This is a genomic window from Agromyces intestinalis (assembly GCF_008365295.1).
In the GTDB taxonomy this organism is placed as follows: Bacteria; Actinomycetota; Actinomycetes; order Actinomycetales; family Microbacteriaceae; genus Agromyces; species Agromyces intestinalis.
In genome coordinates this window covers 2,490,143-2,517,089 of the sequence record NZ_CP043505.1, presented here as the reverse complement: position 1 = coordinate 2,517,089, position 26,947 = coordinate 2,490,143, and the positions used below count along the sequence as shown (strand labels likewise).

The 26,947-nt window shown below is 70.4% G+C and carries 18 protein-coding genes; 6 read left to right on the top strand and 12 right to left on the bottom strand.

Annotated elements, in window-relative coordinates; genetic code table 11:
- Window position 1: 1 nt before the first annotated feature.
- A complete protein-coding gene (locus FLP10_RS11440) occupies window positions 2–1,942 on the bottom strand; it encodes a discoidin domain-containing protein (protein WP_149160981.1) in 1,941 nt (646 codons plus the stop codon).
- 151 nt (window positions 1,943–2,093) lie between these two features.
- Here FLP10_RS11440 and FLP10_RS17840 point away from each other — a divergent pair, with 151 nt between their 5' ends.
- Together FLP10_RS17840 and FLP10_RS11430 are read left to right on the top strand one after the other, a co-directional pair.
- Window positions 2,094–3,122, top strand: coding sequence for a LacI family DNA-binding transcriptional regulator (locus FLP10_RS17840; protein WP_149160980.1), 1,029 nt, complete (start codon window positions 2,094–2,096; stop codon window positions 3,120–3,122).
- 123 nt (window positions 3,123–3,245) lie between these two features.
- Complete coding sequence (locus FLP10_RS11430) at window positions 3,246–4,010, top strand: restriction system modified-DNA reader domain-containing protein (RefSeq protein ID WP_149160979.1); 765 nt, start codon at window positions 3,246–3,248, stop codon at window positions 4,008–4,010.
- A gap of 239 nt (window positions 4,011–4,249) precedes the next feature.
- On the opposite strand, the gene FLP10_RS17835 is transcribed toward FLP10_RS11430, so the two are convergent.
- The 5 genes from FLP10_RS17835 to FLP10_RS11410 form a co-directional block, all read right to left on the bottom strand.
- Window positions 4,250–5,257 carry a DEAD/DEAH box helicase gene (locus tag FLP10_RS17835; RefSeq protein ID WP_210418390.1) on the bottom strand — a complete coding sequence of 336 codons (1,008 nt, stop codon included), beginning with the start codon at window positions 5,255–5,257 and terminating at the stop codon, window positions 4,250–4,252.
- Window positions 5,149–6,897, bottom strand: a complete 1,749-nt coding sequence (locus FLP10_RS17830) for an SNF2-related protein (RefSeq protein WP_210418389.1) — start codon at window positions 6,895–6,897, stop codon at window positions 5,149–5,151. Before FLP10_RS17830 ends, FLP10_RS17835 begins: the two co-directional genes overlap by 109 nt.
- Window positions 6,898–7,142: 245 nt before the next feature.
- The gene (locus FLP10_RS11420; RefSeq protein ID WP_149160978.1) at window positions 7,143–8,375 is read right to left on the bottom strand and encodes a hypothetical protein; all 1,233 of its coding nucleotides are present in this window, start codon (window positions 8,373–8,375) and stop codon (window positions 7,143–7,145) included.
- 295 nt (window positions 8,376–8,670) lie between these two features.
- Entirely contained in the window at window positions 8,671–9,399 is a 729-nt protein-coding gene (locus FLP10_RS11415; RefSeq protein WP_149160977.1) for a M23 family metallopeptidase, read from the bottom strand.
- A 105-nt stretch (window positions 9,400–9,504) separates the two neighbouring features.
- Window positions 9,505–10,377, bottom strand: a complete 873-nt coding sequence (locus FLP10_RS11410) for an NAD-dependent epimerase/dehydratase family protein (RefSeq protein ID WP_149160976.1) — start codon at window positions 10,375–10,377, stop codon at window positions 9,505–9,507.
- Window positions 10,378–10,572: 195 nt separating this feature from the next.
- Between FLP10_RS11410 and FLP10_RS11405 the strand changes: the two genes are divergently transcribed.
- Window positions 10,573–13,308 carry a cation-translocating P-type ATPase gene (locus tag FLP10_RS11405; protein WP_149160975.1) on the top strand — a complete coding sequence of 912 codons (2,736 nt, stop codon included), beginning with the start codon at window positions 10,573–10,575 and terminating at the stop codon, window positions 13,306–13,308.
- A 163-nt stretch (window positions 13,309–13,471) separates the two neighbouring features.
- On the opposite strand, the gene FLP10_RS11400 is transcribed toward FLP10_RS11405, so the two are convergent.
- From FLP10_RS11400 to murQ, 6 genes are all read right to left on the bottom strand, one after another.
- On the bottom strand, window positions 13,472–16,375 hold the full coding sequence (locus FLP10_RS11400; protein ID WP_342780529.1) for an FAD-binding and (Fe-S)-binding domain-containing protein: 2,904 nt from the start codon (window positions 16,373–16,375) through the stop codon (window positions 13,472–13,474).
- 269 nt (window positions 16,376–16,644) lie between these two features.
- Window positions 16,645–17,646, bottom strand: a complete 1,002-nt coding sequence (locus FLP10_RS11395; RefSeq protein ID WP_149160974.1) for a BadF/BadG/BcrA/BcrD ATPase family protein — start codon at window positions 17,644–17,646, stop codon at window positions 16,645–16,647.
- Window positions 17,643–18,545 carry a carbohydrate ABC transporter permease gene (locus FLP10_RS11390; RefSeq protein WP_149160973.1) on the bottom strand — a complete coding sequence of 301 codons (903 nt, stop codon included), beginning with the start codon at window positions 18,543–18,545 and terminating at the stop codon, window positions 17,643–17,645. Before FLP10_RS11390 ends, FLP10_RS11395 begins: the two co-directional genes overlap by 4 nt.
- Window positions 18,545–19,498, bottom strand: a complete 954-nt coding sequence (locus tag FLP10_RS11385; protein WP_149160972.1) for a carbohydrate ABC transporter permease — start codon at window positions 19,496–19,498, stop codon at window positions 18,545–18,547. Before FLP10_RS11385 ends, FLP10_RS11390 begins: the two co-directional genes overlap by 1 nt.
- 44 nt (window positions 19,499–19,542) lie before the next feature.
- Window positions 19,543–20,832 carry an ABC transporter substrate-binding protein gene (locus FLP10_RS11380; RefSeq protein ID WP_149160971.1) on the bottom strand — a complete coding sequence of 430 codons (1,290 nt, stop codon included), beginning with the start codon at window positions 20,830–20,832 and terminating at the stop codon, window positions 19,543–19,545.
- A 61-nt stretch (window positions 20,833–20,893) separates the two neighbouring features.
- Window positions 20,894–21,847 carry an N-acetylmuramic acid 6-phosphate etherase gene (gene murQ, locus FLP10_RS11375; RefSeq protein ID WP_149160970.1) on the bottom strand — a complete coding sequence of 318 codons (954 nt, stop codon included), beginning with the start codon at window positions 21,845–21,847 and terminating at the stop codon, window positions 20,894–20,896.
- Between the two features lie 93 nt (window positions 21,848–21,940).
- Between murQ and FLP10_RS11370 the strand changes: the two genes are divergently transcribed.
- The 3 genes from FLP10_RS11370 (at window position 21,941) to pbp4b (ending at window position 26,849) form a co-directional block, all read left to right on the top strand.
- On the top strand, window positions 21,941–23,032 hold the full coding sequence (locus FLP10_RS11370) for a serine hydrolase domain-containing protein (protein ID WP_149160969.1): 1,092 nt from the start codon (window positions 21,941–21,943) through the stop codon (window positions 23,030–23,032).
- On the top strand, window positions 23,029–23,895 hold the full coding sequence (locus FLP10_RS11365) for a MurR/RpiR family transcriptional regulator (RefSeq protein WP_149160968.1): 867 nt from the start codon (window positions 23,029–23,031) through the stop codon (window positions 23,893–23,895). Before FLP10_RS11370 ends, FLP10_RS11365 begins: the two co-directional genes overlap by 4 nt.
- Window positions 23,896–24,164: 269 nt before the next feature.
- The gene (gene pbp4b, locus FLP10_RS11360; protein WP_168209182.1) at window positions 24,165–26,849 is read left to right on the top strand and encodes a penicillin binding protein PBP4B; all 2,685 of its coding nucleotides are present in this window, start codon (window positions 24,165–24,167) and stop codon (window positions 26,847–26,849) included.
- Window positions 26,850–26,947 lie beyond the last annotated feature (98 nt).

The window sequence follows — 26,947 nt, the reverse complement described above, 5'->3', positions numbered from 1 at the left end:
CTCAGCCGTACAGCCGCATGTCGGCGAGGCTCCACCAGTTGCCGGCGGAAGCGGTCGATGCGATCCGCAGGTAGCGCGCCGTCGTCGGCGCGACATCCACGTTCGTCAACTGCCCGACGCCGGCTCCGCTCGCGAGCGAAGTCCACGACGAACCATCCGACGACACCGACAGCTCCCACCCGCGCGCGTAGTCGCCGAGGTTGCCGCCCGAGTCGATCGCGACGCGCGAGAACGACCGCGCGACGCCGAGGTCGATGGTCAGGGCCTGCCCAGGAGCCTGCGCCTGTCCGCTCGACCAGCGCGTCGAGGCATCCGCATCAACGGCGAAGCGAGCCTCAGCGTCGGACCCGGCCGACGAGGTCGCCGACGCGGTCGCGCCCTCGACCGAGACCGGCACGAGCCCGTCATCGAACGCCGCCGAAGCCGCCCACGTGTACGTCGCGAGCGCGCCGCCCGGCAGCGTGGTCTCGAACGTCTTCGACCCGACCGACACCGCAACGGCACGCGGGTCGTCGTTCTCGTTGTGCGCCACGAGCACGAACGATCCGTCGGGGTTGCGGAACGCGACATCCGTGACCTGCCCGTTCCATCCGGTGGTGCCGAACGAGGTCGACGCGATGCGCACCGCGCCCGGCTGCACGAACTTCGAGAGGTGGCCGATCGTGTAGTACTCGGCATTGGTGGTGACCGTGCCGTCGGAGTGGGTGGTGACCAGGCCGGTGCACGTGCCGCAGCCGCCGAGGTGCGGCCCGCCGGTCTCGTCGAGCGCGAGGTTCCAGTTCGCGGTCGTCTTCGACCAGTTGCGGGGCACGCCGATCGTGATCGTGCGCGCGTGCCAGACGAGCGTGTCGCGGAAGAACTTCGCGGGCGGGTCGTCGGCGCCGTGGGATCCCGAGCACTCGGTGAACCAGATGCCCCTGTCGGGGAACCGCTCGTGCAGCGCGGTCTGCGCGCTCGGGTCGCCGTAATAGCAGTGGAACGCGGTGCCGGCGATCCACTTCGCGGCCTTCGTCAGCAGCAGCTTGGCGGGGTAGTCGGGCTCGGGGTCTTGCCCCGGCGGCACGTTCGCGAGGTCGTTCGGGTGCGTCGCCCAGTTGTGGTCGTACCCGAGGATCTTCGTCTTCGGGCTCGCGACCTTGAGCAGCGGGCCGAGGATCCGGATGACCCGGGCCTGGTCGGCGACCGGCATGTCCATGCCCGGGTAGGCGTCGGGCGTGCGGTTCTGCGGCTCGTTCTGGATCGTCAGGAAGTCGATCGGCACGCCCGCCTTCTTGTACTCGACGACGTAGCGCACGAGGTAGGCGGCGTACGCGGTCGCGTTCAGCACGCCCGGCTCGAGCTTGCCGCCGACGAGCGAGTCGTTCGTCTTCATCCACGCGGGCGGGCTCCACGGGCTCGCCACAATCTTCAGCTTCGGGTTGAGCTGCTTCGCCTGGCGCAGCAGCGGCAGGATCTGCGCCTCGTCGTGCGCGATCGTGAACTTGCGCTGCAGGTAGTCGTTCTTGCCGGGCGCGACATCGTCGTAGGTGTAGTGCGCGGAGGTCGCGGTGAAATCGGATGACCCGATCGGCTGCCGCAGCAGGCTGATGCCGATGCCGTCGACCGGGTGGAAGAGCTTGCGCATGGTCGCGTCGCGCTCTGCCTTGCTCAGGTTGTAGAGCACGTGCGCCGAGGAATCGGTGATGGATGCTCCGAAGCCATCCATCTCTTGATAGCCGAGCTCGGGGTCGATGACGATCGTCGGCGCGGTCGACGGGGTGTCGGTGAACTGCAGCGGCGGCTGCTCTTCGAGCAGGCGCGCGCGGTCGACGGTGGTGAGCCAGGAGCGCACCTCGGGCGGTTGGTCTGTGGCGGTGGCGGGCGCCGCGCCGGCGGCGAGCGCGCCGCTCGTGGCGAGTGCGATCACGGTCGCGACCGTGATCGTCTTCGTACGGAATCTCATGACGGGCCTCCACATTGAGTGCTCGGTCGATGTAACAATTGGAACAACTGGGCGATGATGCGCCGGTATCTTGCTCGCTCGGCTCACGGGCGTCAAGGGGTCGGATGCTTCTGAGCCCGCGTTGTTCGAGGCATCCCCTGTTGGAGGAGCGATGACCGCAGCCCTTCCCCCACGCGCCCGTGCGTCGGTTCGCGATGTCGCCGCCGCGACCGGGTGCTCGATTGCGACGGTCTCACGAGTGTTGAACGGGGATGCGCGCGTCGCGGCATCCACTCGCACCCTCGTGCTCGAGGCGCTCGACCGACTCGGACCCGCCGCCCCGATCGCCCGCGGACATGCCGGGCCCGACCTCGGCCCCGTCTTCGTGCGCTGCCCCTACCTGCTGACCGACTACTTCGGCCTCATCGTCACGGCGATCGCCGACGAGCTCGCCTCTCGCAACCGCCCGATGCTGCTCGACGCGGGCGAATCGTCGCAGTCGCGGCATCCGCTCGGCCGCCTGCCCATGCGCGCCGAAACCGCGGGCGCCATCCTCGTGCTGCCGCCCGAGCACCCCGACGAGCTCGCGCGGCTCGCGCGCCAGGGCTTCCCGTTCGTCATCGTCGACCCGCGCACCGACCCGCCGGCGGGTGCGGTCGTGGTGTCGGCGGCGCATCACGATGGGGCTTCGGCGTTGACTTCCCATCTCGTATCGCTGGGGCATCGGCGCATCGGGGTGATCGCCGGGCCCACCGAGTGGCTCGTGAGTCGTGAGCGGTTGACGGGGCATGCGGCGGCGCTGGGCACGGTCGATTTGCGGCAGGACCCGGCGCTCGTGCTGTCGGTGCCGCCGACGATGTCCGAGGGGTTCGTGGCGGCGCGGCGGCTGCTGTCGCTGCCCGACCGGCCGACCGCGCTCGTGTGCTTCAACGACAAGGTCGCGGTGGGGGCGCTGCGCGCCGCGGGATCGCTCGGGCTGCAGGTACCGGCGGATGTCTCGGTCGCGGGCTTCGACGACAACGACTTGAGCGCCGCGGCGACGCCGGGGCTGACGACCGTGCGTCAGCCGCTCGAAGAGATGGGGCGGGTTGCGGTGGAACGGCTGCTGCGGGTCGTGGCGCGGGAAGAGAGTGAGCCGGGGCGGGTGGAGTTGGCGACGACGCTGGTGGTGCGGGGGTCGACGGGCCCCACGGCCCGTTGACCGGCCGCTGCAGCGCAGGAGGATCTGTGCTGCAGTTCGGTCGCGCACTTCGTACGAGTGGTTGCGTTGGGCCGGACACCGGATACTGTGAACTGTTACAGACAAAGTATCTTGGAGGTTCAGATGCCCACGATTCGAATAGGCGACGAGACATACTCGCGTCTGCAGGTACTCGCGGTTCCGTTTACCGACACTCCGAGCACTGTGATCGATCGGCTGCTCGACTATTGGAACCAAGGACAGACGCATGGCGAACGAGTAGTGCGGGACGAGCCTCGAACCATGCTGACTCCGGAACTTCTCGAGCTTGTTCGTTCCGGCATCCTTGAAGATGGAGAGTCCCTGATCTGGCGCCGTCCACAGAAGGGGGTCACACATCGCGCTCACATCCGTGCGGACGGGATACACCTCGAAGACGGCTCAACTCACTCGACGCCTTCGAGTGCAGCGAAGCATCTGGCTGGCGGCGAGGTCAACGGCTGGAGAGTCTGGCGCACGGAGCGCGGGGATCTCCCGCTCGCCTCCTACACTTCCCGTGCCGACGCGGTGGCAAGTCCAGACCAAGAGATTGCACGTGACGGTGAGTTTCGACTCACGGCGGGCGCAGCCAAGGCAACCGCGCGGCGTGGGGATGGAAACTCGATGGTGCTGACGTCGTTCCTCGGGCCGCTGCCCGTCCACGAATCGATGTCTGAGCGAAATCGGGCACGGCGTCACGCAGCGCTGCGCTCAGAGCGATTCGTAGAAGTTGAGCCCGGGATCTTCGAACTCGTCGGCGAACTCGAGCTGCCGTCACCTTCGGCTGCGTCCACGATCATCCTCGGGCACGAGTCGAATGGCCGCGAACTCTGGAAAGACCGTGCGGGATTGCCGCTTGGAGATCGGTAGTGCCTCGAAAATGTGTCGGACCAGTTGCCGTTCGGCGCACAACAACGCCACGGTCGACTACGGCAACAGGTACCGCCAGTCTGGTCGCGGGACTAGACGACAGTGATACGAGCCGGCTCACGACCGTCCGTCGGGCGCGAGCAGATGGGGTGGGTTGCAGCAGAGAGGGTGCTGGGCGTCGGGTTGCGGGATCGACGGTCTTCCGGGTGACGAGGCGGCCCCAGCGCGCTGAAATCCAGCTAACCCGCGACCGCACGCCGTTGGGCGCTGTCCCCGAACAACCGCTCCCGTTCGGCTTCGAGCACCTCGCGCACCAGTTCCGGCTCCGACACGTCGAACGCCTCGGGCGCGGCCGCGGCTGTTTCGCTCATCCGAGCGAAGTCCTCGAACAGTTCCTTCTTCTTGGCCAGGATCTCGGTGACGCGCACGTCGACGCCCTCCTCCGAGAGCAGTCGGTGCACCTGTACGGAGTGGAGCTGCCCCATCCGCCGTGCGCGTGCGATCGCCTGCCACTCGATGGTCGGTTTCAGCTGGGGTTCGCAGATGATCACGACGGAAGCAGCCTGGATGTTGAGCCCCACCCCGCCCGCGAGGATCTGCGCGACGAGCACTGCGCCGTGCTGGGCCGAAGCGAACGTGTCGACCATCGTCTGCCGCTTCGCAGCGGGCACGCTTCCCGTGAGCGGGCCGAACACCCGACCTGGCAGCGCAGCCGCAACGGTACTGAGAACGCTCAAGTAGCTCGAGAAGACGATGACCTTCCGTCCGTTGTCTTCGGCTTCTTCCACGATCTCGATCAGCCGCTTGAGCTTCTCCGAATCGGGTGAGAGCATCGCGGACTGGCGCAGTGCATGGAAGTTCCCCTGGGTGACCGCATTGCGATACGCCTGCTCGTCGGCCCTCGACATCGGCAGCCATTCGGAGACCTCTACGAGCTCGGGAAGTTCGGTGAGGACGTCCTCCTGGTTGCGTCGGAGGTACGCGGGTGCGACCTGCTGCCGGAAGAGCCTCGGCCGCAGATCCGAGGCGTCGATGACGAGATCGGGGCGCAGATAGCTCACGAGGTTCCGGAACTCCTCGACCCGGTTCTCGAGCGGGGTACCCGACAACAGGATCGCGCGCTCCGCGTGGTCGATGATCACCGCGCTCCGGCGCGAACGCTGCGCGGCCGGATTCTTGATGTAGTGCGCCTCATCGAAGACCGCACAGCCGATCGATGGGAGTCCGGCCGACGCACGCCGAGCCATCCGAGCGATTCGTACGTGGTGACCGCGATGCCGCCATCCCGAACCCAAGACTGAAACGCGGCGTCCCGCCCGGCACCGTGCAGCCGGTGCGCGCTCAGGGTCGACTTCGACTCGATCTCTCGCATCCAGTTCGTGACGACGGCGGCTGGGCACACGACGATGCCGTGCCGGGCTCCCTTGGCGTGCAGGTGGGCGAACGTCGCGAGGGCTTCGACCGTCTTGCCGAGACCCATCTCGTCGCCGACGATCACCTTGCGCTGGACGAGCGCGAAGCGCGCGCCGAAGGTCTGGTATCCACGCAGTGAGACCGTGAGGTGGCGCGTATCGAGTTCGAACGCTCGGATCGCGTCGGCGATCTCATGCGGCAGGCCGCCGGCGACCGCATCCTCGTTCTCGCTGAGGAAGCCCAACTCGTTCAGCATCGCGAAGTAGTCGGCCGGCCTGGCGAGGAAGTCGGCCCAGGCGTCAGCGGGCCCGAGCCCGGTCGTCGTCCGCGAGATGAGCGAGGCCCGGTTCACCACGGCCGCGACCGATTCGAGGAACGACGCGCGGTCGCCGCGCCCTTCCATCACGATCAGCGTCGAGCAATCGTGTCCGACACTCCGCGCGAGCGGAGCGAGCGCCTCGGCGAGCGCCACGTCGTCGGTCGCGTTCTTCGTCTTTCGCGTCGCATCCCACACCGCGAGGCTCTGCACGAGTTGGTGCATCTCGGCGGTCGGGCGATCGACGTCGATACGCACCGGCGCCTCCTCGTACGCCGCCTGCCAGATGGCCTGCGCTGCTCCGCTGATACGGTTGGCGGTCGTCGCACCGATGCCCGGAATCATGCCGAGTTGGGCGCGGCGCATCAGCACATCGTGCACGGTGCGGAAGCCGAAAGCGACGAGCGGCCCCGTACGGATCCGATCTCGAGTCGCATCCTTCAACCGCTCGACCGACATCTCGGCCACGACGCGCGCTGCTTCGGCGAGGCGCACCGACGCACCGGCCTCGAGGGCACGCCGACGGTTCGCGCCCTCGAGTACGAGCGTTCGGTCGATGAGATCGACACTGTGAGCGAGTCCCGCGATCGATGACGCATCCAGCAGATGGGATGCTCCGTACTGCCCGAGACGTTTCGACAGCCCGACGCTGGGATCGAGTGCCGAGGCGGGGTCGACGACCCCGGGCGTGCGGCCACGATCGTCGATCCGCGAGAGCAGCGCGGAAAGGTTGCTCGAACGGCCCCACGAATGGAACTCGACGAGGTAACGGGCGGCGCGCGCCGCCGCTTCCTTCGCTGCTGAGCCGCTGAACAGCCGACGCACACCGAGCATGGCCTTGACCTCGCCGAGCGCGGTCACGACCGACGTGGTCAGCTGCTCCAGCACCTCCGCCTCGTGCGTGGTCACTGCTGGGAGTAGTTCGGAGCGGGCGATCAATCCGAGACGGGCGCCGTCGCCGACGCGCAACGGGAGCACGCTCCAGTGCCGCTCCCCCGCGAGTCGTACATCGATCAGCGCAGTCTGCAGCTCAGCGAATGCCTGCTCGGCGGCGGTCAAGACGTTCACACGGTGGGCGCGAACCGCACTGGCGCTCCGCGTCCACACAGTGAGGTCGGCGACCGCCTCACGCAGGCGCTCGAGATCTTGGGTCTTCATGGGGGTGGATTGCTCGGGTTCGGTGGAGGGCGGACCACTCGAAGCTACCCGGAAGCGGTCGCCCACGACTCGGTTGGCACCCGAAGTGGGGCAACGCCGGTCGCGCAGCCTTCAGAGCTGCGAAGTGCTCTCCCCGACCCCGCCCCGAGACGTTCACCGTCGCCCGCTCCAGGTCGTGCGCCTCGGGAATCCCCGCACTGCGGAGGTCGGTGAGCACCGTGCGACCGAGTTCGGCGAGTACGAACTCAGCGGAGCGTTCGCAGCGCAGACTTCAGCACGCCGGAAGCGAAGCCTCGGGTCTGAGGGATGACGACGAGCACCCCCGCACCGACGACCGCCGCTCCGGCCACCGCCTTCGGTCCGGCTTCCATGGCCGCCGCTTTCCACTGTTCGGCGTCGCGGATCGCTTCCCTCCAGCGGGTCGTCTCGATCTGGTCTCTCACCGGCTCGATGCTGAGCGGCTCGCGGAAATCGTCTACGGCAGCGCCGACCTGGTTGACGGCACCGACGATGGCGCGGGCCGCGGGAAGGTGAAGCAGAACGTTGAGGTTCGCGTCGTCCGCCGCGGCTTCCAGCCTGTTCATCAGACGCGCGGTGTGCTCCAGAATCAGCTCACGCCGCTTTTCCCGTGCGACCGCCAGGCCGAGCCGATGGCCATCGAGCTCGTCGGGAGCCGCCTGCGCAACGCGGTCCAGTTCGAGCACCGCGATCGCCTCGTGCAGCTCGAAACAGCGCGCGAGCACAGCCAACCAGACGGCGACATCGTCCTCGGCCGCCCGCACCGCCTTCGCGACGTCGCCGATCTTGGCCTTCTCCTCGAGCTTCTCCGCGTGGGCGGCCAGCGCGCGCAGGGCATGCGCCTGGGTTTCCGCGATCGAGCCGGCGGCGGTCTGGACCTTGGACCACACCGTCGCCAGGTGCCCACCGTGCTCCCGGACCGTCAGGCCCTCCTCGATCGCCAGCGCGACTCCATCCATGCGTGCGAGGACTGCGTCGCGCTGGCCCCGGCGGACGTCATCGATCTTCTCGTCGATCCGCTGCAGGTATGCCTTGATCTCGCGAATCTCCGCCTGTCGGGCGAGCTGCGCCATGATGCCCGCCGCCCCGGCGAGCATGGCGGGGTTGGTCAGCACTGCCCCACGGCTCGTGTCGATCTGAAGCCATTTGCTGATGGAGCCCGGGTCGCCGACCATGGCGTGGCTGATCCCCGCCGTCTTCGTCTCCATGAGCCCGAACTCCTGCACGACCGCGGCCGACTCTTCGGTCAGCTTGAGCCACCGCCCCGAGTTCGCCGCGATCTCCGAGGCACCCCCGGCGATGCCGTCGACGGCCTGCGCGAGCGCTCCGAGCCGGTGAAGCCCCAGATCTTCGGTGAACGTCAGAAGGCCGCGGGCTCGGAGGAAGCGCTCGACGGCGGACGGTTCGCCGATGACGGCCAGTCCTGCACCGTCACTGATCAGCTCGATCTCGTCACTCATCGTGCGCTCTCCTCGGGTTGGTCGATCGATCTGTCCGCGGCACGTATGCCGTCCTTTCGGATCGCCAAGACGCTCGGGGCGGATGCGTCGCGTCGATCGGTCATTGCACGATCCTTCCCGATTCGATCGGCGCGATCGGCCCCACCGCTCGCCCCAGAACGAGGGGGATGACACGCAATCGGTGGACGCAGACCGCCTGCGAACCACCTGCCTTCTCCTCGATCGGTTGCTGCGGCCGCGCATGCTGCGTGCACACGTACGGACGCGATATCCGACGAGGATGACCGGTAGCGGCTCAGCCCGTCACCGACCGGATCCGCTCGCTTCGCCCGGGCACACCATCGGCGACCGGATGCCACGACCCATCACGCTCGACCTCGTACGCCGCGAACGCGCACGGCACGCCCTTCGCCGTCATCAGGTCGGCCGAGTCCATCAGCTGGAAGTGCAGGTGCGGCGACGTCGAGTTGCCGGTGTGGCCGACGCGTCCGAGCAGGTCGCCGGCGGCGACGTGGTCGCCCGCCGCGACGGCGACCGACCCCGGCGCGAGGTGCGCGAAGCCCGCGAAGATCGGGGAACGCGAACCCGCCGGGGAACGCCCGACCGAGGCATCCGTCGCCCGTAGCAGCACATGGTTGCCGAGCACCCGGGGCAGCATCTCGGGCGTGAACGTGATCGCCGTGCGCAGCACGCCGAACAGCTCGCGGAACATGTTCACCCACTGCCGTTCGGCGATGCCGTCGGCGGCCTCGATCACCTCGGCGTCGAACGGGGCGTGCACCGGCTCGCCCCACGCGTAGCACTCGTTCGTGCGCACGCCGATGGTCGCGGTGCGCCACGTGCTCGCAGGGTGAACGTGCGCGCCGCGGCGCCCGTCGACCCTCAAGAAGTCGTACGCGAACCGCTGCCCCAGCATGTCGGTGCCGTGGCTCGGCACGCGATGCGCAGGCGTGGTGACGGCCATCCACCCCTCGCCCCGCAGCGGGAAGTCGACCACGACGGGGTCGCGAAGCTCCTCATGCACGCGCCGGACGATACGCCGCGTGCGGGTCAGCCGCCTCCCCCGCGCGGCGGACGCGCGACAGATCCGCGCGCCAGCGCGGAGGCATCCGATCAGCTGGTCGCGCGATCAGGCGGCCGCGGCCTGCCGCTCGACCTCCTCGAGCACCGACGGATGCTCCGGAATCCAGCCGAGCTCGCGCGCCTTGCGGCCCGACGCACGCTGGTCGAGCAGCAGCGCATCCGCGAACACGGCGCCAAGACGCGCGCGCGAGGCATCCGCGGACTCGCCGGCGACGCCGGCCTCGCCCGCGACCGCTTCCCCGAGTGCGCGCACCGTGAGCGGCGCGCCATCGACGGCGACGATACGGCCGGATGCCACGCCACTGGATGCCGCGGGCGAGACGAGCACGAGTTCGTAGAGCCGCGCGAGGTCGTCGACGTGCACCCAGCTCCAGTGCTGCTCGCCGTCGCCGACGAGGGTGAGCGCGCCCGACTCGGTGCGCGGCGCGTCGGTGATCAGGCTGATGAGCCCGCGGCCGTGCCCGTACACGAGGCCGGGCGCGACGATGGCGGCGTCGACGTCGGATGCGAGCAGCCGCTGCTCGATCGGCACGCGCCAGGCGACGAGCTCGGGCGGGTCGAGCGGGCCGTCGTCGTCGAGGTCGCCGGCGCCGAACTCCCAGATGCCGCTCGTCAGCACGAAGCGCCGCCCGGTGCCCGCATAGGCGGCGATCGCCGCGTCGACGACGGCCTCGTTCAGCGCGGCGGCGCCGTCGCTGGGCGCGGCGAGGTGGATCGCGCCGTCGGCGTCGGCGAGCGCAGCCGTCAGCCACGCGACATCCGTGAGGTCGCCGACGAGCGCGCGGGCGCCGCGCGCGGTGACGCGCTCGGCCGACCCGGGCGAACGCACGACCGCGACGACGTCGTACCCGCTCGCGACGAGGCGGTCGAGCACGGCTGATCCGAGGTATCCGGTGGCACCGGTGAGCAGTGAGGTCATGCCGGGCACAGCGTTCAGCGCGGGGGCGGTATTCCGTGCGAGGCGAAGTGTGACGACGCGCACCGCGGCGGAGTCGAGCCCGGCCGAGTGGCGCTCAGCACGCTCAGCGCGGGGCGCACGACGCGCGCCACTTCCCCACTCCCGCACGCGCACACCCGCCGCTAGGGTGAACCCATCGGCAGCTTGGGGGAGCAGATGAGCACAGGGGCATCGTCGCAGGTCGAGTCGTCGGGGTCGGCGGCTGGCGAGGCATCCGGCCCGCTCTGGTGGACCCTCACGCCCGAGGCGGCCGTCGCCGAAGCGGGCTCCGACGCGGCGACCGGTCTGACCGATGCCGAGGCGGCGAAGCGTCTCGCGCAGTTCGGGTCGAACACGCTCGACGCGGCACCGCCGCCGAGCTGGTGGAAGATCGCGCTGCGACAACTCGTCGAACCGATGACCCTGATGCTCATCGCGGTCGCGATCGTGTCGCTGCTGATCGCCCAGGTCACCACCGCGATCGTCGTCGCCGTGCTCGTGCTGTTCAACATCGTGCTCGGCACCCGACAAGAGCTGAAAGCCCGCCGCAGCGTCGACGCGCTCGCCAACCTGCAGACCCCGCACGCCCGCGTCACCCGCGGCGGGGTGCTGAAAGAGCTGCCCGCACCCGACATCGTGCCCGGTGACCTCGTCGAGCTCGAAGCCGGCGACCTGGTGCCGGCCGACGGCCGCATCATCCGCGCCGCGAACCTCGAGACGCAGGAATCCGCGCTCACCGGCGAATCGCTGCCGATCGCCAAGCGCGTCGAACCGAACACCGACCCGGCGACCGCACTCGCCGACCGCAGTTCGATGCTGTTCCAGAACACCTCGGTGACCCGCGGCACCGCCACCATGGTCGTCGTCGAAACGGGCATGCGGTCGCAGGTCGGGCAGATCGCGACCCTGCTCACCGGGGTCGGCACCTCGCGCTCGCCGCTGCAGCGCGAACTCGACGGGCTCACCAAAGTGCTCGGCTTCGTCGCATGGGGCGCGGTGCTGCTCATCATCATCATCGGCTTCGTGCGCGGACAAGACCTGGGCTCGCTGCTCTTCCTCGGCACGGCCGTCGCGATCTCGGCGATTCCGACGGGCCTGCCAGTGTTCGTGCAGGGCCTGCTGTCGTGGGGTGCGACGAAGCTCGCCGCCGAGCGAGCCGTCGTCGCGAGCCTCAACGACGTCGAGACCCTCGGGGCGACGAGCGCGATCTGCAGCGACAAGACCGGCACGCTGACGCTCAACCAGATGACCGCCCGCTCGGTCTGGTTCGCCGGGCAGTGGTACACGGTGACCGGCGAGGGCTATTCGTTCGACGGCAAGGTGCTGAAGCCGGGCGGCGACGAGGTGGATGCCGCGCCCCTCGCCGCGGTGCTGTCGCTGCCGAACGATGCGACGGTGAGCCTCGACGGGCAGGTCGTGGGTGACCCGACCGAGGCGGCGTTCATCGTGCTCGCCGCCAAGCTCGGCGTCGATGCCGACGCCGCCCGCTCGCAGTACCCGCGCGTGGCCGAGGTGCCGTTCGACTCCGACTACAAGTTCATGGCGACGTTCCAGCACTTCCCCTGGCAGGGCGAGACGCACTTCCTCGAGCTCGTGAAGGGCGCACCCGACATCGTGCTGTCACGGTGCACGAAGATGCTCACCGCCGACCGCACCCCGGCACCCGTCGACGCGGCCGCCGCGACTGCCGCCATGGAGCAGATGTCGAAGCAGGGCCTGCGCACGCTGACGCTCGCCGCGCGGGTGCTGCCCGACGGCGATGAGGCGGCGGTCAAAGCCGACCCGATGTCGTACGTGCAAGACCTGGTGCTGATCGGCATCGTCGGCATCGTCGACCCGCCGCGCGCCGAGGCGAAGGGCGCGATCGAGGTCGCGCAGCGCGCCGGCATCGAGGTGCGCATGATCACCGGCGACCACGCCGTCACGGCGGGCGCGATCGGCGCCGAGCTCGGACTCGGCCCCGGCGCGATCAGCGGGCACGACCTGCAGCAGCTCAGCGACGACGAGCTCAACCGCGACCTGGCCGACCTGCACGTGTTCGGCCGGGTCACCCCGCAGGACAAGCTGCGGCTCGTGAAACTGCTGCAGGGGCAGGGCTCGATCGTCGCGATGACGGGCGACGCGGTGAACGACGCCGCAGCAATCAAGCAGGCCAACGTCGGCGTCGCAATGGGGTCGGGCTCCGAGGTCACCAAGCAGGCCGCGAAGCTCGTGCTCACCGACGACAACTTCGCGACGCTCGTGCACGCCGTCGAGATCGGCCGCATGGTCTACGAGAAGATCGTCGGCTACCTGCGGTTCCAGATGTCGCAGCTGTTCTCGCTGCTCATGCTGTTCGTGGCGGCGAGCGCGTTCGGCATCAACGACGGCGTCGCGCTGTTCCCCGTGATGGTGCTGTTCCTGAACTTCTTCGTCACGCTGTTCGCGGTGCTCGCCATCGCCGCCGACCCCTCGCCCCCCGGCCTCATGGACCGCCCGCCGCGCGACCCCAAGCTCGGTGTCGCCAACCCGCGGGCGATCGGCGAATGGCTGCTGTACGGTTTCGCGATCTTCATCGTGTCGCTGGTGCCGTTGATCTGGGGGCCCGATCGGCCCGACCCGCTCGAGCCGAGCGCGTCGATGACGATGGTCTACGTGATCGTCGGGTTGGGCACCGTTCTGAGCGGCATCCTGATGCGACGCTCGCCCGAATCGGGCCTGCTGCCGCCGATCGCCTCGACCCTGAAGTACCTGGTGTGGCCGGTGATCATCATCGTCTGCTCGACCGAGATCGGGTTCCTGCAGCGCATCGTCGGCGCGGTCTCGCTCACCGGATGGCAGTGGCTCGAGTGCATCGCACTGCTGCTGGTGCCGCTCGCCGTCGTCGAGGGCGACAAGTGGCTGAAGCGGCGACGGATCGCGCGGCGGGCGTAGAACGCGTCCCCGCCCCCGCTAGTCGAGTAGCGAGCGCCAGCGAGCGCGCCCCCGCTGGTCGAGTAGCGAGCGCCAGCGAGCGCGCCCCCGCTGGTCGAGTAGCGAGCGCCAGCGAGCGTATCGAGACCCGGCGACCCGCCTCGCCGGGTCTCGATATGCCCGCTCAGCCCAACCCGTACCGCTCGGCGAGCAGCTCGAGCACGTGCCGGTAGGGGCGGCCGGTCGCGCGGGTCATGCCGATCTCGCACGCGCGGTTGCACGAGGCGTGCTCGTCGGCGTCGATGCGGCCCACCTCCGCGGCCTCGGCCGCGGTCGCCGAGGCGGTGAGCTCGGGATGCAGCATCCCGCGATCGCCGGCGAACCCGCAGCATGACCAGTCGACGGGTACGTGCACCTCGCGCGCTGCGGCGCGGCCGAGGGCGATGAGCGCGTCGTTCAGGCCGAGCTGGGTCGACGAACAGGTCGGATGCAACGTCAGCGACGGTGCCTTCTCGTCGGCGTCGAGCGGTCGCAGTGACGGAAGCACGCGGCTCGCCGCGAACGCGACCGCGTCCACCACGCTGACCGTGCGCGGGTCGCCGGCGACGACCGCTTTCTCGACGATGCGCGCGACGCCCTCGGTGCACGACGAGGCATCCACGACGACGGGCAGCTCGCCGCCTCGCGAGGCATCCCAGATCGCATCGAGCACGCGCTCGCTCATCGCGGCGTGTCCGTCGGCGAATCCCTTCGATGACCACGGAGTGCCGCAGCACAGCCCGTCGACGCCGTCGGGCACGACGAGCCCCACACCGGCGGCGGCGCACAGCGCCGCGAACGCACTCTGCGTGCCGAGCGCGGCCGATCCCCCACGCCGGGGACGCTCGTGGTCGCCTGCCTCGCCGCCGAGCGGCAACGAGCGTCCCCGAGACCTCGAGCCCGAGCCCGAGCCCGAGCCCGAGCCCGAGCCCGAGCCCGAGCCGAACATCGCGCCCTGGCAGCTCGGGAGGAAGACGGCGGCCGGGGCGCCAGCGGGGGCGACGAGCGAGGCGGCCGGGGCGACAAGCGAGCTGGAAGGCGCGCCGGTCGCGCCGAGCGATCCGCTCGCACCGCGCGAGCGCGCCACCCGGCTGCGCCGTCGTCCGCCCGCCGGCAGGTCGCGCGTGTGCAGCGGCACCGCATCGGCACCCAGCACGGCGCGCGCAGCGCGGTTCGGCAGGGCCACGAGCGGCTCGGGCAGGCGTGCCGTCGCGTCGAGGGCCACAGCGGCGGTCGCGGTGATCGTGCCCCAGGTGCCTGCGGCGGCCTTCCACCCGCGCTGGGCGATCGTGCTGTGCTGTTCGGCGCGCAGGCGCTTCACGAGGTCGCCGGTGTTGATGCGCACGGGGCACGCGGTCTGGCACATGCCGTCGACGGCGCACGTCTGCACGCCCTTGTAGTCGTACGCGCGGTCGAGTTCGGCGACGAGCGCTCCGTCGCCCGCCGCCTCGGCGACCGCACGCGCCCGACGCACCGCGATGCGCTGGCGCGGCGTGAGCGTGAGGTCGCGGCTCGGGCACACGGGCTCGCAGTAGCCGCACTCGACGCACCGGTCGACCTCGGCCTCGACGGTCACGACGGGCTTGAGGTCGCGCAGGTGCGCGTCGGTGTCGTCGGTGAGCACGACGCCCGGGTTCAGCACGCCCGCGGGGTCGAACGCGCGCTTCAGCTCGCGCATCACCTCGACGAGCTCGGGCCGATACTGCCGCGGCACGAACGGCGCCATCGCCCGGCCCGTGCCGTGCTCGGCCTTGAGGTTGCCGCCGTGGCCGAGCACGAGATCGACGAGTCGCTCGGTGAACGCCTCGAGCCGGGCGATCGCCGCGGGCTCGCCGAAGTCGTCGGTGACCATGAAGTGCAGATTGCCGTCTTTCGCGTGCCCGAAGATCACCGCGTCGGCGTAGGCGAACTCGGTGAGCAGGGCGGCAAGTTCGCGGCAGGCGTCGGCGAGACGTTCGACGGGCACGACGATGTCTTCGAGCAACGCCGTCGTGCCGCTCGGGCGGGCACCGGCGACGGTCGCGTAGAGGTCTTTCCGCACGTGCCAGAGCGCGGCGCGCGTGGCGGCATCGGCCGAGAGCGCGGCGGCGCGAACGAGCGGCAGCCCGTCGAGCACAGGAGCGGCGGCGGCGGTCGCGCGATCGAGATCGGCCTGCGTCGCGCCGCGATACTCGACGAGCAGCGCCGCGTGCTCGACGATCTCGAACCCGCCGATGTCTGCGGGCGCGGTCGGGTCGCGGCGGGCGACCCGCAGCGACGTGGCATCCAGCAGTTCGACGGTCGCCGCACCGGTCGCGACGAGCGCCGGCAGCGCGCGCATCGCGTGGTCGACCGACTCGAACACGAGCAGTCCGGTCGCGGCGAACGGCAGCACCGGCAGCGTGCGGAACACCGCCTCGGCGACGAATCCGAGCGTGCCCTCGCTGCCGATGAGCAGCCGCACGAGCAGGTCGAGCGGGTCGTCGTGGTCGAGGAACGCGTTGAGCCCGTATCCCATCGTGTTCTTCATCGCGAAGCGCTCGCGCAGCTCGCGCACCGACTCGGGATCGGCGCGCACGCGGTCGCGCAGGCGCTCGAGGGTCGCGACGAGCTCGGGCTCGGCTTCGCGCAGGCGATCGGATGCCCCGGGCGCAGCGCTGTCGACGACCGTGCCCGACGGCAGCACCGCGACGAGCGACTCGAGCGTGCGATAGCTGTTGTGCTCGATTCCCGCGGCCATGCCCGACGAGTTGTTCGCGATGACGCCGCCGATGGTGCACGCGACCTCGCTGGCCGGGTCGGGGCCGAGCACGCGGCCGTGCCGCGCGAGTCGCGCGTTCGCCGCGCGCATGGTGACGCCGGGCTGCACGCGCAGGCGCTCGCCGCCATCGAGGATCTCGAGTCCGCGGAACCCGCGTCGGGTGTCGAGCAGGATGCCGCGGCCCGACGCCTGCCCCGACAGGCTGGTGCCGCCCGAGCGGAACGTGACCGCCACGCCGTGTGCGGTGGCGGCGGCGAGCGTGGTGGCGACCGCGTCGCGGTCGTCGGCCGAGACGATGAGCTCGGGCACGAGGAGGTAGTGCGAGGCGTCGTGGGCGCGGGCGTGCCGGGCGAGGGCCGAGGCGTCGACGGCGTGGGGGCCGAGGGCGGTGGTGAGGGTGGTGGATACGGCTGCGAGCGCCGAGTCACCAGGTCTCGATACGCGGCCTCCTTCGTCGGTCGCTCCTCGACCAGCGGATATGGAGACCGTCGCCCCCTCCGCTGGTCGAGTAGCGCCGACGCGAAGCGGCGACGCGTATCGAGACCCGGGGACGTGCGCTGGGTCGCGGCGTCTCGATGTCACCGATTCGCCCAGACGTACGGGACATGGGTGGTCACCTCGGCGGCGGCGGCGCGCTCGGCGAGGATGAGGGCGCCGTCGAGCGGGTCGCCGGCGGGGGCGACGAGCTCCACGTCGGGTCGCGCAGCGGCGAGCGCCCGGGCGAACGCGGCGGCGACCCCGCCGCCGGCGCCGAACACCCCGCCGGTCGCCGCGACGCGCCCGGGCAGCGCCGGGTCGAGCGCCGCGATCGCACTGCGCGCGGCTTCGGCGCCGGCCTCGGCGATGATCGCGGATGCCACGGGGTCGCCGCCCTCGGCGACCCGGGCGACGTCGGCCGCGAATCCCGCGAGCACGCCCGCCCGGTCGGCCCGGGTGTAGAGCTGCGAGGGCCAGGTGAGCACCTCGCCGAACCGCGCCCGCGCGGCCTCGAGCAGTGCCGCGCCGGCCGGGTCGACCCCGTCGTGCGCGCGCACGGCCGCGTCGAGCGCGCGCAGGCCGATCCACGCCGCGCCGCCGCGGTCGCCGAGCAGATGCCCCCATCCGTCGACCCGCCGCCACACCTCGCGGCAGTCGGTGCCGAACGCGATCGCACCGGTGCCGAGCGCGACGACCACGCCGCCCTCGCCGGCGAGTGCGCCGAGATGCCCGGTCACCGCGTCGATCGCCACCGCGACGCCGACCGAACGGCCGGGCGCGAGCCTCGCGAACGCCCGCTCGACCGCGGCCACCAGGTCGGCAGGCCGCTCGACCAGGGTCGCGAGCCCGGTCGCTCCGACGCCGACGCCCTCGACCGCGGCGAACTCGTCGGGCCACTCGGCCGCGGCGCGCTCGATCAGCGCGAGCACGGCGTCGGGCACCGTGCTGCCCTCGGCGGTCACGCCGATCCGGTCGCCGAGCAGCTCGAGCCGCGAGGCATCCGGAGCAGCTGAGACATCCGAGACATCCCGCACCCACGCAGCCCGCCGCAACGCGACCCGACTCCCCGAGCCGCCCACGTCGATGCCGAGAAGGTACGTCACTTGCTCATTCCAGCAGTGAGTCCGGAGACGATCTGCTTCGTGGCCAGCAGGAACAGCACGACGAGCGGAATCGTCGCCAGCGTCAGGCCCGCGAACAGCGTCGCCCAGTCGGTCTGGTACTCGCCGAAGAACCGCGTGATGCCGACCGGCAGCGTGTACGAGTCCTGGTCGCGGATGAGGATGAGCGGGTAGAAGAAGTCGTTCCACACCGGCACGAAGCGGAACACGATGACCGTCGCGATCGCCGGGCGCACGAGCGGCAGGTGCACGCGCCAGAACGTGGCGAACGGGCCGGCCCCGTCGAGGCGCGCCGCCTCGTCGAGCTCCATCGGCAGCTGCCGGAAGAAGCTCGCCAGCACGAACGTCGAGAACGGGATGCCCAGCGCGCCGTACACGAGGATCAGGCCCCAGAGGTTCGACACCAGGCCCGCGGCATCCAGCATGAAGAACAGCGGGAGGATCGCGAGGTAGACCGGCAGCATGAGCCCCGACAGGAACAATCCCTCGAGGGTCGCGAACAGCTTCGAGCGGGTGCGAGCGAACGCGTACGCGGCGAGCAGCGACACCGCGGTCGACAGCAGCACCGACGCGACGGTCACGAAGATCGAGTTGAAGAAGTAGGTGTCGAACGACGCGGTGATCCACGCCTTCTGGTAGCTCGTGAAGTTCGGCGGCAGCGGCAGGCCGAGCGGATGCTGCGCCATGTCCTGCGTGGTGCGCAGCGAGTTCGACAGCATCAGCAGCAGCGGCGCGATCGAGATCGCCGCGTAGATCCAGAGGAAGGTGCCGGATGCCGCGCCGCCGAAGGTGACGCGGCGCCGACGGCGCGGGGTATCGCTGCGAGCGGGCGTGCGCCCGACGGATGCCTCGGTGGTGCCGGGGGTGATCGTCGCGGTCATCAGAAGAGCTTCCGTTCGGCGCGGCGCATGAACGCGGTGATGAGCATGGAGATCCCGAAGATGAACAGGAACAGCAGGGTCGCGATCGCCGAGCTCGTGCCGATCGCGTTCGACGAGCCCGACTCGAAGGCCGTGCGGTAGAACAGCAGGCTCAGCACGTCGGTGGCGCCGGCCGGGTTGCCCTGCGAGCCGCCGAGTGCGTACGGAATCGGGAACGCCTCCATCGCGCCGATGAACGTGAGCACGCTCACCGTGCCGATCGCGGGGATGAGCATCGGCAGCGTGATCGAGCGGAACCGCTGCCACGAGCTCGCGCCGTCGATCGACGCGGCCTCGTCGACCTCGGCCGGGATGCCGCCGAGGGCCGCGCCGTACAACAGCACGGGGAAGCCGATCCACTGCCAGGCGGTGACGATGACGACCACCCAGATCGCGGTCTGCGGGTTGCCGAGCCACGGCTGGGCGAGGTCGCCGAGCCCGATCGCCCGCAGCGTCGCGTTGACCGGGCCGAACAGCGGCGACAGCATGAGCGACCAGAGGTAGCCGATGACGAGCGGCGACACCAGGTACGGCAGCGTGTACATGGTCTGGAAGAACCGCTTGAAGCGGCGCACGCGGTGCAGCAGCGTCGCGAGCCCGAGGCCGACCGTGTTCTGGAACAGCATCGCGCCGACGAACAGCAGCAGGTTGTGCACGAACGCGTTCGGGATGTCCTCGGTGTAGGGCAACTGGGTGAACAGCGTGAGGTAGTTCTGCAGCCCGACGAACTCGCCGCGCAGGATCCCCGTCCAGCCGAAGAACGAGTAGCTGAGCGCCGTGAGCAGCGGGTACGCGATGAACACTCCGAAGAGCACCAGCGCGGGGAGGACGAAGACCATGCCCGCCCTGCGGGACAGGGTGACGCCGGTCGTAATGCGCTTGCGGCGCACCTTCGGCACGGTGATGGCGGACATGGTCTTCGTCGCTCCTTATCGTTCGGTCGTTGCGGGCCGCCGGCTCACTCGCCGGGCGTGAACCACTGCGAGATGCCGGTCTGCAGGGCGGCCGCGGCACCGGCCGCGTCGACCTGGCCGAGGAACATCTTCTGCACCTCGGCGCCGAGCACCGCGGTGCCGAGCGGCTCACCGTACCGGAAGTCGACGAGCAGCAGGTACGGAGCCTGGCCGTCCTCGTAATTCGACCACGCTTCCTGCATGACCTCGTCCGAGTACTCGACACCCGGGATCGCCGAGAACTGGTTGAGCTCGTCGGCGACCAGCTGGCCGAACTCGGGCGTCGCGAGCCAGTTCAGCAGCTCGAACGCGGCCTCCTTGTGCTTCGACTTCGAGTTGATGGCGAAGTTGCCGTCGGCGTACGCCGGCGAAACGGGCGCGTCGAGCACGGCGCCGTCGGGCACCGGCACCTGGTAGGAGCCGAAATCGAGGTCGGGGTTCTGCGCGCGGAACGTCGCGATCTCGAACGAGCCGCCCGGGAACTGCGCGGCCTGCCCCGAGGTGAACTGGATCTGGCTGTCGGTGTAGCTCACGCCGACCACGTCGGGCGTGAGGTACTTCTGCAGGTCGGTGATGAGCTGCAGCGCGCCGACGTAGTTCGGGTCGGTGAAGTCGGTCTCACCCGACAGCACCTTCTGCTCGAACTCCGACCCGCCGTAGCGGGCGCTGCCGACGATGTCCGAGAAGATCGGCAGGATCCAGTCGTCCTTCGCGCCGAGCGCCATGGGGGTGATGCCCGCGGCGAGCAGCTTCTCGTTGACGTCGATGAACTCGTCCCACGTGGTGGGCACCTCGAGTCCCTGCTCCTCGAAGATCTGCTTGTTGTAGAACATCTGCAGCGTCTGGGTGGCCAGCGGCACGGCGTAGGTCTGGCCGTCGGCCTTGCCCTTCGCGCCCGCGATGACGCTGTCGGCGATGCCGTCGAGCCCGTCGACCTTGCCGTCGATCGGCTCGAGCTGACCGGCCTCGATGTTCGGCTGCAGCTGGCCGTAGGCGCGCACCATCGGCACGTCGGGGCCGTCGCTGCCGGCGAGGCCGGTGGTGAGGATCTGGTTGTACTCGGTGTTCTGGAACGCTTCGAACTCGACGGTGATGCCGGGGTGCTCTTCCTCGAACACGTCGAAGATCGCGTTGTACGCCTCGACGTCTTCGGTGCGCCACGACCAGACCTTCAGCGTGACGTCGTCACCGCTGGCCTGTTCGACGTCGCCGCTGGATGCGCTCGGTGCGCAGGCGCTCAGCAGCAGCGCGGTTCCCGCCGCGAGCGCGGCGGTGGTGAGGATGCGTCGCCTCATTGTTTCCTTCTCCTTCGTAGGTGATGCGGATGCTTCGTGGTGCGGGTGGTGCGATGGGACGTCAGTTCGCCGCGGTCGGCGCCGCCTCGAGCGCGGCGAGCGCCGCGCGCACCGCACCGTCGTGCTCGGCGAGCAGGGTGCGGGCGCGGGGCGCGTCGACGCCGCCGAGGGCGGCGACGATGGCGGTCTTGAGTTCGCCGTCGGCGGCGTCGAGGAGGGTGCGCGCGGTGGGCTCGTCGACGTCGGCGGCCTCCTGCAGGATGCGCACGGTGCGGTCGCGCAGCTTCGCGTTCGTGGCGACGACCGAGACCATGAGGTTCGACCAGGTGCGCCCGACGGCGATCATGAGCGCGGTCGAGAACCCGTTGAGCACGAGCTTCTCGGCGGTGGCCGCCTTCAGCCGGGTCGAGCCGGTGAGCACCTCGGCCCCGGTCTCGAGCACAAGGTTCGTGTCGGCGAGCGGGGCGAGCAGCGCGTCGGGGTTGCTCGACACGAGCACGGTGTGGGCCCCCGCCGCGCGGGCCGCGGCGAGCGCGCCACCGACGTAGGGCGTGTTGCCGCTCGCGGCGAGGCCGATCACCACGTCGGCGGCGCCGACCGCGGCGGCAGCGGCGGCGCGGCCGTCGGCCTCGGAGTCCTCGGCGTCCTCGACCGCGTTGACCAGCGCGGTCTCGCCGCCGGCGATGTGGCCGACGACCCGGCCCGCCTCGAGATTGAAGGTGGGTCGTAGTTCGGCGGCGTCGAGCACGCCGAGTCGGCCAGAGGTGCCGGCGCCGAAGTAGTGCACGTCGCCACCGCGGCGGAATCGCTCGGCGGCGAGGTCGACCAGATCGGCGAGCTGCGGCAGCACGGCCTCGACGGCGTCGACCGCGATGCGGTCGTGTGCGTTGAGCAGCCGAAGGACCTGCAGACTGGGAAGGGCGTCGAGCTCGGCGGACGCGTCGAGGCGCTGCTCGGTCGGCGGGAGTCGCCGATCAGCCTCGGAGCGGTCGAGCAGGTCGTGGTGCGTTGGCATCGGCGAGCGGATCCTTCACGTCGTCGGGGTGGTCGAGAACCCAGTATGTACAAGAATGTCGCAGATGCAAACTGAATCGGATATTTTTTTCAGATGAGCGAATCCTCCACCGCGGCACCTGCCGATCTCGCGACCCTCATCGAGCACGGCGCCCGCGACGGCGTCTACAGCGCGGCGACGCTGCTGATCGCGGTCGACGGCGAGATCGTGGAGGAACACGCGGCGGGCATCACCCGCCGATGGGACGCACCCGGCATCGAGGCATCCAGCCCTGGTTCGAAGACGGATGCCTCGACGCGATTCGACCTCGCCTCGATCACCAAGCTCGTGACCGCCGCGACCCTGCTGGGCCTCATCGACGAACGCGGCGCCGACCCCTCGCTGCCCGCCGCCGAGGTGCTGCCCGAGTTCGCCGCCGACCCCGCGCTTCGCGCGATCACGCTGCGCCACCTGCTCTCGCACACCGCGGGTATGCCGCCCGAGTGGTTCGACCGCGAGGCCGATGCGGGCGCGGTGCGCTTCCGCGCCGGCGCGCGCCCGACCGCGGCGCCCGACACGGTGCACGCGTACTCGTGCGTGAGTTACATCTGGGCAGGCCTGGCCGCCGAGGCCATCGGCGGCGAACCGCTCGACCGGCTCGCGCGGCGGCTCGTGCTCGATCCCCTCGGCATGACCGAGACCGGCTATCGCCCCGACCCGGCGCTCGTGCCCCGCATCGCCGCCACCGAATACCAGGCCGAGCCGCCACGCGGCCTCGTGCACGGCGTCGTGCACGACGAAACCGCGTGGGCGCTCGGTGGAGTCGTCGGCAACGCCGGACTGTTCGGTACCGCCCGCGACCTGCTGCGGCTCGCCGAGGCGCTGCGCCTGCCGCCCGGCGACAGCGCGCTTCCGGCGGCGGTGGTGCGGTGGATGACCACGCCGGTCGACGTGCCGGGAGAGCCGGGCTACCGGCAGGCGCTCGGCCCGCGCCTCGACGACGCGTGGACCGCGGCCTGGACCTCGCCCGCCGGAGTCGCCGGGCACACCGGGTACACCGGCACCGCCGTGGCGACCGAGCCCGGCGGGCGACGCTCGGTAGTGTTCCTCACGAACCGGGTGCATCCCGAGCGCACCTCGCTCGAGATCCTCGCGCTGCGGCGCCAGATCGCCGCAGCCGTCGCCGAACGTGGAGAGAGCCGATGACCGACGTCTTCGTCGCGCTGCGCCAGCGCGTGCCGACCCTTTCGAAGGCCGAGCACCGCATCGCCGAGCTCGTGCTCGAGCACCCGTCGGTCGTCGTCGAGTCGACCATCACGCGCCTCGCCGAACTCGCCGAGACTTCGCCAGCGACCGTCGCCCGGTTCTGTCGCGCGGTCGGGTTCGCCGGCTACAAGGAGTTCCGCATGGCGATCGCCGCGGCGAACAGCCGCGAGGAGACCCAGCGCGAGCTCTTCCGCGTCGACGACGCCGAGATCGACGCCGCCGACTCGGCGCTCGATGTGATCACCAAGGTCGCCTACCAAGAGATGCGCGCGATCGAGGAGACCGCGCGCGGCCTCGACCCCGAGGCACTCGACGCCGTCGTGGGCACGCTGCGGTCGGCGAGCCGCATCGACGTGTTCGGCGCCGCGTCGAGCGGGCTCACCGCGCTCGACCTGCAGCAGAAGCTGCACCGCATCGGCGTCACGAGCTTCTGCTGGGCCGACACCCACCTCGCGCTCACGTCGTTCGCACTCACCGGTCCGGGCGGGGTCGCGATCGGCATCTCGCACTCGGGGCAGACCCTCGAGACGAACCAGATGCTCGACCTGGCGCGTCGCAGCGGTGCGACGACCGTCGCGATCACGAACTACCCCGACTCCCCGCTCGCGTCGGGGGCCGACCACGTGCTCGTCACGAGCGCGCGCGAGTCGAAGTACCGCACCGGCGCGATGTCGAGCCGCCTCGCCCAGATGGCGGTCGTCGACTTCGTGGTCGTGCGCCTGCTGCAGGGCGAGATCGACCGCGCGAGCGATCTGCTGCGCCGCACCTACGACGCCGTGCAGGAGCACCGCCTGGACGGGTGAGCCACCCGCTGGTCGAGGAGCGAGCGCCAGCGAGCGTATCGAGACCTGGTGAGGCGCCTTCCGGGGTCTCGATACGCGCTGCGCGCTACTCGACCAGCGGACGGGTCGAAAATTCTCTTCACATTTCGCGTGGGTTGCTGATACTTTTTTTCACTGTTGCCCCGGCGCGTGAAATCCCCCGCTCAGACCCGAGCCACCGGCGCCGGCGACGCGGCCACGAGCCGACTCTCGAATCGAATCCGAACGCAATGGAGCATCCAGTGAAGATCTTGGGACGAGTCGCCGTCATCATGGCGAGTTCGCTCACCCTCAGCGGGCTCGGCGTCGCACCCGCGCACGCCGCACCCGACCCGACCCTGACCGTGCACTACACCGATTCCACGCCATCCCCCGTCGGAGGCGTCACGGCGCAACTGCTCGACGGCACCGCCCCGACCTCGACCGAGGTGACGGGTGATGCCTACGGCGAGACCACGCGATTCGCGTTCGACGGCGACGTCGACGGTCCCGTCGGATTCCGCGTCACCGCCGACTCCGTCTTCGGCGACGATCTGCGGTACGTGCGGCCCGAGGCCGGCAGTGCCGAGGTCTGGGTCGTCGACGGCGATCCGCGTGCCTACGGCGAGCCGATCGCCGTCGACGACGCCGATGTGCGCGTGCAGGACCGCGCCGCCTACCTGCCCGTGTCGTCGCTCGAGGGCTACCTCGACGTGCGCTCGCAGTACGGCCGCAACGGCTACCGGTTCGATGGTGCGGCGACCGGCACCATCGACATCCTCACGATGTACCGCGGGCGCGACTACTTCGAGATCGCCGTCGACACGAACCGCATCGGCTCGAACGTCACCGGCAACATGCTGAACGCGTACACGGACCTCGTGTTCGACGACGTCGACGGGTTCCGCGACGGCGACGATTATTTCCTGTCGCTGTCGGCCATCGAGCGGATCTTCCAAGTCGGCACACTCGTCCACCCCGAGGGCGTGCTGCTGCTCGAACCGCAGCACGTCGCGCACGACCAGCTCGCCGAAGCCGACCCCGCATCGGTCGGATTCGACCCGGCGAAGCTCGACGAGATCGATGCGTACGTGCAGCGGCAGGTCGACGATGGCGGCCCCGCGGTCGCGATCTCGGTGACGAAGGACGGCAAGCTCGTGAAGACGGGCGCCTGGGGGGAGGCGTTGCGGTACTCGACGTCGACCGCCGAGGACGGCACCGTCACCCCGGCGGCCGAGCTGCCCGAGGCCGAGCAGATCCCTGCCGCCACCGACACGCTCTTCGACCTCGCCTCGAACTCGAAGATGTACGCCACGAACTACGCCATCCAGCGACTCGTCAGCGAGGGGCGGCTCGACCTCGACCGCACCCTGCAGAGCTTCCCGGGCTGGGAGGGCTTCACCGACGCGAACTCCGACTACACGGGCAAGTGGACGGTCGGCGGCCCCGGCGGCATCCCCGCGGTGTACACCGGCAAGGAAACAGTCACGATCCGCGACATCCTGCACCACGTCGGCGGCATGATCCCCGACCCCGAGTACCCGAACCGCGCATCCGCGGGCGACCTCTGGTACCAGACCGACGACCCCGACGACCGCGCCGGCATCGTCGACGCCATCTCGCGCACGCCGCTTCGGTACGCGCCGCGCACCGTGTTCGCATACAGCGACGTCGACTTCATGATCCTCGGCCTGCTCGTCGAGCAGATCACCGGACAGCGTCTCGACGTGTACCTCGATGCGGAGTTCTACGGCCCACTCGGCCTGGAGGACACCATGTACCGCCCGCTCGCCGCCGGCGTCGACCCCGACCGCATCGCGGCGACCGAACTGAACGGCAACACGCGCGACGGCAACGTCTCGTTCGGCGCACTCGATGACGGCACGCCCGTGCCGATGCGCGAGTACACCCTGCGCGGCGAGGTGCACGATGAGAAGGCGTACTACGCGATGGGCGGCGTCGCCGGGCACGCGGGCCTGTTCTCGACCGCGCCCGACATGGCAGTGCTCACCCAGCTCATGCTGAACGGCGGCGTCTACGGCGGGCACGAGTACTTCGCGAAGGACGTGGCCGACGAGTTCGTCACCCCGTTCAGCCTGAACCCGGCGACGGTCGGAAGCGCGACCGTCGGCCTCGGGTGGCGCGTCCACTCGCAGAACGCGGCGGCGTACTACTACTTCAACTGGGGTCCGAGCCGGTCGACCTACGGGCACCAGGGGTGGACGGGCACGCTGACGGTGATCGACCCGCTGCACCAGATGACGATCACGATCCTCACCAATATGCGCCACTCGCCCGTCGTGAGCCCGCCGAACGGGTTCGCCGGCGCGAACTACCCCGTTGCCGACCTCGCACCCCTCTCGGGGCTCGTGTACCGGGCGCTCGTGGGCGAGTCGACCGACTACGTCGTCGAGTCGTCGGTCTCGGCCGTCGACCCGATCGAGGTCGAGGTCGGCACCACCGCCGACGAGGTGGCCGCCGCGCTGCCGGCCGAGGTCGACGTCACCGACACCGACGGCGGCGTGCACCGGGTCGGCGTGACCTGGCGCCTCGGCGAGTTCGACGGCACGACTGCGGGCGACGTCTCGATCGCGGGTGACCTCGCACGGCCCGCGTGGCTGGTGCCCGCCGAGGGCGCCGAGCCGCTCGTGGCTTCGGCCGCGGTCACGGTGCGGGCCGCGACCGACCCCGGCACCGGTGAACCCGGCACGGGCGAACCCGGCACGGGTGAACCCGGCACCGGCGAGCCCGGCACGGGTGAACCCGGCACCGGCAGCCAGCCGGCCGGGTCGGATCCGTCGGGCGCGAACGCCGGCGACCTCGCGAGCACCGGCTTCCCGGTGGCCGCGTGGTCGACCCTCGCGGCGCTGATCCTGGCGGCGGGCGGCGCACTCGCGGTGATCGGCCTGCGCCGACGCGCACGTGGTGCCATCGCTGCGGGCGATCGCACCGAGTAGCGGTCCGGGGCGGCGGGAGGATGCCTCCCGTCGCCCCCGCCTGCACGGCACCCCGCATCACTGCGCCACCTGCGTGGGCACTGCGCCACCTGCGTGGT

Excerpts from the sequence above, each read along its gene's own strand:
- FLP10_RS11380 (WP_149160971.1), bottom strand. The coding sequence starts at position 20,832 with ATGAGGCGACGCATCCTCACCACCGCCGCGCTCGCGGCGGGAACCGCG.
- FLP10_RS11440 (WP_149160981.1), bottom strand. The coding sequence starts at position 1,942 with ATGAGATTCCGTACGAAGACGATCACGGTCGCGACCGTGATCGCACTC.
- murQ (WP_149160970.1), bottom strand. The coding sequence starts at position 21,847 with ATGCCAACGCACCACGACCTGCTCGACCGCTCCGAGGCTGATCGGCGA.
- FLP10_RS11405 (WP_149160975.1), top strand. The coding sequence starts at position 10,573 with ATGAGCACAGGGGCATCGTCGCAGGTCGAGTCGTCGGGGTCGGCGGCT.
- FLP10_RS11365 (WP_149160968.1), top strand. The coding sequence starts at position 23,029 with ATGACCGACGTCTTCGTCGCGCTGCGCCAGCGCGTGCCGACCCTTTCG.
- FLP10_RS11420 (WP_149160978.1), bottom strand. The coding sequence starts at position 8,375 with ATGAGTGACGAGATCGAGCTGATCAGTGACGGTGCAGGACTGGCCGTC.
- FLP10_RS17840 (WP_149160980.1), top strand. The coding sequence starts at position 2,094 with ATGACCGCAGCCCTTCCCCCACGCGCCCGTGCGTCGGTTCGCGATGTC.
- FLP10_RS11430 (WP_149160979.1), top strand. The coding sequence starts at position 3,246 with ATGCCCACGATTCGAATAGGCGACGAGACATACTCGCGTCTGCAGGTA.
- FLP10_RS11410 (WP_149160976.1), bottom strand. The coding sequence starts at position 10,377 with ATGACCTCACTGCTCACCGGTGCCACCGGATACCTCGGATCAGCCGTG.
- FLP10_RS11370 (WP_149160969.1), top strand. The coding sequence starts at position 21,941 with ATGAGCGAATCCTCCACCGCGGCACCTGCCGATCTCGCGACCCTCATC.
- FLP10_RS17835 (WP_210418390.1), bottom strand. The coding sequence starts at position 5,257 with ATGGCTCGGCGTGCGTCGGCCGGACTCCCATCGATCGGCTGTGCGGTC.
- FLP10_RS11385 (WP_149160972.1), bottom strand. The coding sequence starts at position 19,498 with ATGTCCGCCATCACCGTGCCGAAGGTGCGCCGCAAGCGCATTACGACC.
- FLP10_RS17830 (WP_210418389.1), bottom strand. The coding sequence starts at position 6,897 with ATGAAGACCCAAGATCTCGAGCGCCTGCGTGAGGCGGTCGCCGACCTC.
- FLP10_RS11390 (WP_149160973.1), bottom strand. The coding sequence starts at position 18,545 with ATGACCGCGACGATCACCCCCGGCACCACCGAGGCATCCGTCGGGCGC.